This window comes from Streptomyces alkaliphilus (assembly GCF_014141535.1).
Taxonomy (GTDB): Bacteria; Actinomycetota; Actinomycetes; order Streptomycetales; family Streptomycetaceae; genus Streptomyces; species Streptomyces alkaliphilus.
This window is the reverse complement of sequence record NZ_VKHT01000173.1, coordinates 1-6,811: the sequence shown is the minus strand read 5'-3', so window position 1 is coordinate 6,811 and position 6,811 is coordinate 1. Positions and strand designations below refer to the sequence as shown.

Sequence of the window (6,811 nt, the reverse complement as noted above, 5' to 3'; positions counted from 1 at the left end):
GGCGTCGGCACCGCACCGGGCCCGCCCCCGGCGAGGCCCCCGACAAAGGTCGTTCCCGTGTCCCATCCCGCCTACCGACTCCTGTTCCGTCTCGTCTTCCGCCGCATGGACCCCGAGCGCGCCCATCACCTGGCCTTCGGCGCCATCCGCGCCACGGCCCGGGTGCCAGGGGTGCGCGACGCGGTGGCCGGCGTCCTGGCCCGCCGCGAGCCGTCGCTGCGCACCCGGGTGCTCGGCATCGACCTGTCCGGGCCCTTCGTCCTGGCGGCCGGCTTCGACAAGAACGCCGAGGGCATCGACGGTCTGGCGATGCTCGGCTTCGACGCCGTCGAGATCGGCACCGTCACCGGTGAACCCCAGCCCGGCAATCCCGGACCCCGCCTCTTCCGCCTGCCGCAGGACCGGGCCCTGGTCAACCGCATGGGCTTCAACAACGACGGCTCGGCCGCCGTCGCCGCCCGGCTGTCCACCCGGCGTCCCCTCCTGCGGGTGCCCGTGGGCGTCAACATCGGCAAGACCAAGGTGGTGCCGGAGGAGGAGGCCGTCGCCGACTACGTGCTCTCCGCCGGCCGTCTGGCCCCGCACGCCGACTACCTGGTCGTCAACGTCAGCTCACCCAACACCCCGGGTCTGCGGGACCTGCAGTCGGTGGAGCGGTTGCGCCCTCTCCTGACGGCGGTCCGCGAGGCCGCCGACCGGGCGACCGCGTCCACCGGGCGGCGCGTTCCGCTGCTGGTCAAGATCGCCCCCGACCTCTCCGACGAGGACATCGACGCGGTCGCCGACCTCGCGGTGGAACTCGGACTGGACGGGATCATCGCCACGAACACCACCATCGGCCGCCGGGGCCTGCGCACCGATCCGGCGACGGTGGAGGAGATGGGCGCGGGCGGGTTGTCCGGCGCTCCGCTGCGCGAACGCTCCCTGGCCGTCCTGCGCCGACTGCACCGGCGGGTCGGCGACCGCACCGTCCTGGTCTCCGCCGGGGGCGTGGAGACCGCCGAGGACGTCTGGGAACGGATCCTGGCGGGGGCCTCCCTGGTGCAGGGATACAGCGCCTTCGTCTACCGGGGGCCGGCCTGGCCGCGCGGGATCCACCGGGGTCTGGCCCGGCTGTTGGCCGCGAGCCCCCACCAGAGCCTCGCCGACGCCGTCGGCGCCGAACACCGGAAGGTGGACACCCCGTGACCGACGCCGCACCCGGGTCCCCGGGCGCCGCCGACCTCCCCGCGTCCCCCGGGGCCCCGAAGTCGTTCGGTGCCCGCCTGCACCGGGCCATGGGGGAGCGGGCCCCGCTGTGCGTGGGCATCGACCCGCACGCCGCCCTGCTGACCGAGTGGGGGCTGACGGGGAACGTCGGAGGTCTGGAACGCTTCACCCGCACGGTGGTGGAGGCCCTGGCCGATCGGGTGGCGGCGCTCAAGCCGCAGGTCGCCTTCTTCGAGCGCTTCGGCTCCCGGGGGCTGGCGGTGCTGGAACGCGCGGTGGCCGATGCCCGGGCGGCGGGTGCCCTGGTGATCACGGACGCCAAGCGCGGGGACATCGGCTCCACCATGACCGCCTACGCGGAGAGTTTCCTGACCCCCGACGCGCCCCTCTCCTCCGACGCCCTCACCGTCAGCCCCTACCTCGGTTTCGGCTCCCTGGCGCCCGCCGTGGACCTGGCACGGGAGCACGGGCGCGGGCTGTTCGTCCTGGCGCTCACCTCGAACCCGGAGGGCGCCGAGGTCCAGCACGCGGTGGCCGCGGACGGGCGCACCGTGGCGGAGACGGTGTTGGACCGCCTGGCGGAGCACAACTTCGGGGCCGAGCCGTTGGGCAGCCTGGGCGCGGTGGTCGGAGCCACCCTGCCCCCGTTGGGAGATCCCGCGGCCGCGGTCTCCGAACGTGCGTTGACGGCCGTCAACGGCCCTCTCCTGGCGCCCGGCCTCGGTGCCCAGGGCGCGGGTGCCGCCGACCTGCCGAGGGTCTTCGGCGCATCCCTGCGGCAGGTGGTGCCCACGGTCAGTCGTGACGTGCTGCGGGCCGGCCCGGACCGCGCTGCGCTCCGGGCCACCGCCGACCGATGGGCCGGGGAGGTCCGGGCGGTCCTGGACGGGGCGGCGCCCTGATCCCGGCCGCCCGGTGGCGGGATGCCCCCGGGGCCGGCTCCCGGGGTGCGCCGGCACCGGGCGGTCGGGACGCCCTCCCCCTCCGACCCGGGGCGACACGCGGCAAGAGTCCCGAAGTCGGTGGAATGCCGGGTTCCGGAGCGGGGTCCCGGCAAGGAGTCGGTAAAGAAACTCCCCGTCGACAGGGTGAAATGTCGCTTTGTTTCCCTTTTTCGAGAGGCTGACCAGGAGTTTTCGGCTGTTCTCGCTGACTCCGGCGCCTCGGGCCGCTAGTCTCCGAGCAGAGCGGGGATGCCGGGCGCGGCCCATCGCCCCGCCGGTGCGGGGCCGTCGGCCCCCACCGCTTCCGTATCCGACAGTTCTGATACCCGAGGTGACGCAGGCGTGGCTCTTCCGCCCCTTACCCCTGAACAGCGCGCAGCCGCGCTCCAGAAGGCCGCCGCGGCTCGCCGGGAGCGCGCCGAGGTCAAGAACCGCCTCAAGCACTCCGGTGCCTCCCTGCAGGATGTCATCAAGCAGGGCCAGGAGAACGAGGTCATCGGCAAGATGAAGGTCTCCGCCCTCCTGGAGTCGATGCCGGGCGTCGGCAAGGTCCGCGCCAAGCAGATCATGGAGCGGCTCGGCATCTCCGAGAGTCGTCGTGTGCGCGGTCTGGGCTCCAACCAGATCGCCGCGCTGGAGCGCGAGTTCGGCGCCAACCCGGCCTGATTTCACCGTGTCGCGGGGAACCGGGATAATCGCCGCATGGAAGCTGCTGTCCCCCGGGGCGAGACCCCCGTGACCCCGGTCGGCCGTCCGCGACTGACCGTGCTCTCCGGCCCCTCGGGGGTCGGCAAGAGCACGGTCGTCGCGCATCTGCGCCGTGCGCACCCCGAGCTCTGGCTCTCGGTCTCGGCGACGACCCGGGCCCCGCGCCCCGGCGAACGCGACGGTGTGCAGTACTTCTTCGTCGACGACGCGGGGTTCGACAAGCTCATCGCCAACGGCGAGCTGCTCGAATGGGCCGAGTTCGCCGGCAACCGGTACGGCACGCCGCGCGGACCGGTCCTCCGGCGCCTGGAGCACGGCGAGCCCGTCCTGCTGGAGATCGACCTCCAGGGCGCTCGACAGGTGCGCGCCGCCATGCCGGACGCCCGGCTGGTCTTCCTCGCCCCTCCTTCCTGGGAGGAACTCGTCCGTCGGCTGACCGGGCGCGGTACCGAGCCCCCCGAGGTCATCGAGCGCAGACTGACCGCGGCCCGGGTCGAGCTGGCCGCCGAGCCCGAGTTCGACACCACGCTGATCAACACGTCGGTCGAGCACGTCTCGGCCGAGCTGCTAGCCTTGGTCAGCGAATCCTGACCCCCGTGCGCGTTCCGCGCGTCCGTACCGGTCACCGTTTTCGTTCCCGTCTTCCGGAAGGCAGAGCGTGTCCTCTCCCATCAGCACTCCCGAGGGCATCATCAATCCGCCGATTGATGAGCTGCTCGAGGCCACCGACTCGAAGTACAGCCTGGTGATCTACGCCGCCAAGCGCGCACGGCAGATCAACGCGTACTACTCGCAGCTCGGCGAGGGCCTGCTGGAGTACGTCGGCCCCCTGGTCGACACCCACGTCCACGAGAAGCCGCTGTCGATCTCCCTGCGGGAGATCAACGCCGGTCTGCTCACCTCGGAGGCCGTGGAGGGCCCGGCGGCGTCTGCGGGGCCCGCCCGTGCCGCCCGGGCGGGCCCGGGGCAGGATGGGGTCCGCCGCCGGCACCCGGGACGCTCTCCGCCGCCCCGCCGTCGGTGGGGGAGACACCGAGACGACGGCGAGAGGCGACCGACGATGACGCGCAGGCCCGAGGTGGTCCTGGGGGTGAGCGGCGGCATCGCCGCCTACAAGGCGTGCGAGCTGTTGCGACGCCTCACCGAGTCCGGGCACGCCGTCACCGTCGTACCCACCGCCTCCGCGCTGCGCTTCGTCGGTGCTCCCACATGGGCGGCCCTCTCCGGCCGACCGGTCGCCGACGAGGTGTGGGCGGACGTCCACGAGGTGCCCCACGTGAGGCTGGGGCAACGCGCCGACCTGGTCGTCGTCGCCCCGGCCACCGCCGACCTGATGGCCCGCGCCGCCCACGGGCTGGCGGACGACCTGCTCACCAACACCCTGCTCACCGCCCGCTGCCCGGTGGTGCTCGCCCCCGCCATGCACACCGAGATGTGGGAGCACCCCGCCACGCGGGAGAACGTCGCCACCCTGCGACGGCGCGGGGTGACCGTCGTGGATCCCGCCATCGGGCGGTTGACCGGTGCCGACACCGGCCGTGGCCGGCTGCCCGATCCGGCCGATCTCTTCGAGGAGTGCCGGGCGGCGCTGGCCCGTGCCGGGAAGGGGACGATCGCCGCGACGCTCCCCGACACGCCCGGCGGACCGACCGAACCCGGCGAGCCGGGAGCCCCCGGGGGAGCCGTGGGCGCCGGGGGGCCCACTCCCCGCCCCCGGAACACCGCAGATCTCGCGGGTCGCCGGGTCGTGGTCAGCGCGGGCGGTACCCGCGAACCACTGGACCCCGTGCGCTTCCTGGGCAATCGCTCCTCCGGCAAGCAGGGATACGCCCTGGCCCGCGCCGCCGCCGCTCGCGGAGCCCGGGTCGTCCTGGTGGCGGCCAACACCTCGCTGCCCGACCCCGAGGGGGTGGAGACGATCGCGGTGGAGACCACGGCGGAGTTGCGGGAGGCGGTGTTGGGCGCGGCCTCCGGCGCCGACGCCGTGGTGATGGCCGCCGCGGTGGCCGATTTTCGACCCGCCCACCGGGCGACGGGCAAGATCAAGAAGCGCGAGGGAGAGGAGCCCGAGCCGATCCGTCTGGTCCGCAACCCCGACGTGCTGGCCGAGTTGGCGGCGGACCGTTCCGATCCCCGGCGCGTGGTGGTCGGGTTCGCCGCCGAGACCGAGGACGTCCTGGCCAACGGCGAGGCGAAGCTCGCCCGCAAGGGGTGTGATCTGCTGGTTGTCAATCGGGTGGGGGAGGGCGTGGCCTTCGGTACCGAGGACAACGAGGCGATGCTGTTGGACGCCCTCGGCCCCCGGGAGGAGATTCCCCGCGGTCCGAAGGAGGCTTTGGCCCACCGGGTGTGGGACGCGGTGGTCCGACGATGGTCCGGGGAGCGAGACGTTCGGCCGTCCTTTGGCGGGGGGTGACCCGTTCGGGGAGCGGCCGGATAGACTGTGCGCGAGCCGCGCCCGTCCACGGGCCGCTCCACCCTTCTCAGTCAGCAGCCGCTGCAAACCCAGGGAGCGATGTGTCCCGTCGTCTTTTCACCTCGGAGTCCGTGACCGAGGGTCATCCCGACAAGATCGCCGATCAGATCAGCGACACCATTCTCGACGCGTTGTTGAAGGAGGATCCCTCCTCGCGGGTCGCGGTCGAGACGATGATCACCACCGGTTTGGTGCATGTGGCGGGTGAGGTCACGACCAAGGCGTACGCGGATATCGCGAGCCTGGTGCGGAACACCGTTCTGGAGATCGGGTACGACTCCTCCAAGAAGGGTTTCGACGGTGCCTCGTGCGGGGTGTCGGTGTCGATCGGTTCGCAGTCACCGGACATCGCGCAGGGGGTGGACATCGCCTATGAGTCCCGGGTGGAGGGTGAGGGCGATGAGTTGGATCGGCAGGGTGCGGGCGATCAGGGTTTGATGTTCGGTTACGCGTGTGACGAGACGCCCGAGCTGATGCCGTTGCCGATCACGTTGGCGCACCGTCTGTCGCGTCGGTTGACGGATGTGCGGCGCAACGGGACGATTCCGTATCTGCGGCCGGACGGCAAGACGCAGGTCACGATCGAGTACGACGGTGATCGTGCGGTGCGGTTGGACACGGTGGTCGTCTCCTCCCAGCACGCCTCGGACATCGATCTGGATTCCCTGTTGAGTCCGGACATCAAGGAGTTCGTGGTCGAGCCGGAGTTGGCGGCGTTGGCCGAGCAGGGCATCGACCTGGCCGTGGACGACTACCGGCTGCTGGTCAACCCGACGGGGCGGTTCGAGATCGGCGGCCCCATGGGTGACGCGGGTCTGACCGGCCGCAAGATCATCATCGACACCTACGGCGGCATGGCGCGGCACGGTGGTGGGGCGTTCTCCGGCAAGGACCCCTCCAAGGTGGACCGCTCGGCCGCGTACGCGATGCGCTGGGTGGCCAAGAACGTGGTGGCCGCCGGTTTGGCGCGGCGTTGTGAGGTGCAGGTCGCCTACGCGATCGGCAAGGCCGAGCCGGTGGGGTTGTTCGTGGAGACCTTCGGCACCGAGGCGGTGGAGCCGGCGCGGATCGAGCGGGCGGTCAAGGAGGTCTTCGATCTGAGGCCGGCGGCGATCATCCGGGATCTGGACCTGTTGCGGCCGATCTACGCGCAGACCGCGGCCTATGGTCACTTCGGGCGGCCGTTGCCCGACTTCACCTGGGAGACCACCGCCCGCGTCGACGCCCTGCGCACCGCCGCCGGTCTCTGACCCCGGGGGCTCCTCCCCGTCCCCCCTTGTTCCCGAGCCACCGGGCCCGGAGCGCGTCCCGCCGCGGGCGCGCACCGGGCCCGACGCGCACCCGTGACCGGCGCGCGGAACCGTCGCGACGTCCGACCCCTTTGGTGTACTGGCCCCATGACCGGCGAACGTTCCCCCCACCGATCCGGCCCCCCTCCGGCGGACGGGGGCACGGGGCCCGCGCGCGCGGGCCC

The 6,811-nt window shown here is 72.4% G+C and carries 6 protein-coding genes and 1 pseudogene; all 7 read left to right on the top strand.

All coding sequences use genetic code 11. From position 1 onward, the window contains the following. Positions 1-105: 105 nt before the first annotated feature. Positions 106-1,188 carry a quinone-dependent dihydroorotate dehydrogenase gene (locus tag FNQ90_RS08295; RefSeq protein ID WP_182605778.1) on the top strand — a complete coding sequence of 361 codons (1,083 nt, stop codon included), beginning with the start codon at positions 106-108 and terminating at the stop codon, positions 1,186-1,188. 77 nt (positions 1,189-1,265) lie between these two features. Beyond that, positions 1,266-2,111 carry an orotidine-5'-phosphate decarboxylase gene (gene pyrF / locus FNQ90_RS08290; RefSeq protein WP_228470960.1) on the top strand — a complete coding sequence of 282 codons (846 nt, stop codon included), beginning with the start codon at positions 1,266-1,268 and terminating at the stop codon, positions 2,109-2,111. A gap of 384 nt (positions 2,112-2,495) precedes the next feature. Beyond that, entirely contained in the window at positions 2,496-2,819 is a 324-nt protein-coding gene (mihF, locus tag FNQ90_RS08285; RefSeq protein WP_143619450.1) for an integration host factor, actinobacterial type, read from the top strand. A gap of 36 nt (positions 2,820-2,855) precedes the next feature. After that, on the top strand, positions 2,856-3,452 hold the full coding sequence (gene gmk / locus FNQ90_RS08280; protein ID WP_182605776.1) for a guanylate kinase: 597 nt from the start codon (positions 2,856-2,858) through the stop codon (positions 3,450-3,452). A gap of 67 nt (positions 3,453-3,519) precedes the next feature. Beyond that, positions 3,520-3,750, top strand: a pseudogene (gene rpoZ, locus FNQ90_RS27140) (DNA-directed RNA polymerase subunit omega); the annotation flags it as partial. 171 nt (positions 3,751-3,921) lie between these two features. Continuing rightward, the gene (locus tag FNQ90_RS08275) at positions 3,922-5,277 is read left to right on the top strand and encodes a bifunctional phosphopantothenoylcysteine decarboxylase/phosphopantothenate synthase (protein WP_228470959.1); all 1,356 of its coding nucleotides are present in this window, start codon (positions 3,922-3,924) and stop codon (positions 5,275-5,277) included. A gap of 101 nt (positions 5,278-5,378) precedes the next feature. Next, positions 5,379-6,587 carry a methionine adenosyltransferase gene (metK, locus tag FNQ90_RS08270; protein ID WP_182605774.1) on the top strand — a complete coding sequence of 403 codons (1,209 nt, stop codon included), beginning with the start codon at positions 5,379-5,381 and terminating at the stop codon, positions 6,585-6,587. Positions 6,588-6,811: the final 224 nt, after the last annotated feature.

What these genes read in the sequence shown, in the direction of transcription:
- FNQ90_RS08295 (WP_182605778.1), top strand. Translation starts at nt 106, where the DNA reads ATGGACCCCGAGCGCGCCCATCACCTGGCCTTCGGCGCCATCCGCGCC.
- gmk (WP_182605776.1), top strand. Translation starts at nt 2,856, where the DNA reads ATGGAAGCTGCTGTCCCCCGGGGCGAGACCCCCGTGACCCCGGTCGGC.
- FNQ90_RS08275 (WP_228470959.1), top strand. Translation starts at nt 3,922, where the DNA reads ATGACGCGCAGGCCCGAGGTGGTCCTGGGGGTGAGCGGCGGCATCGCC.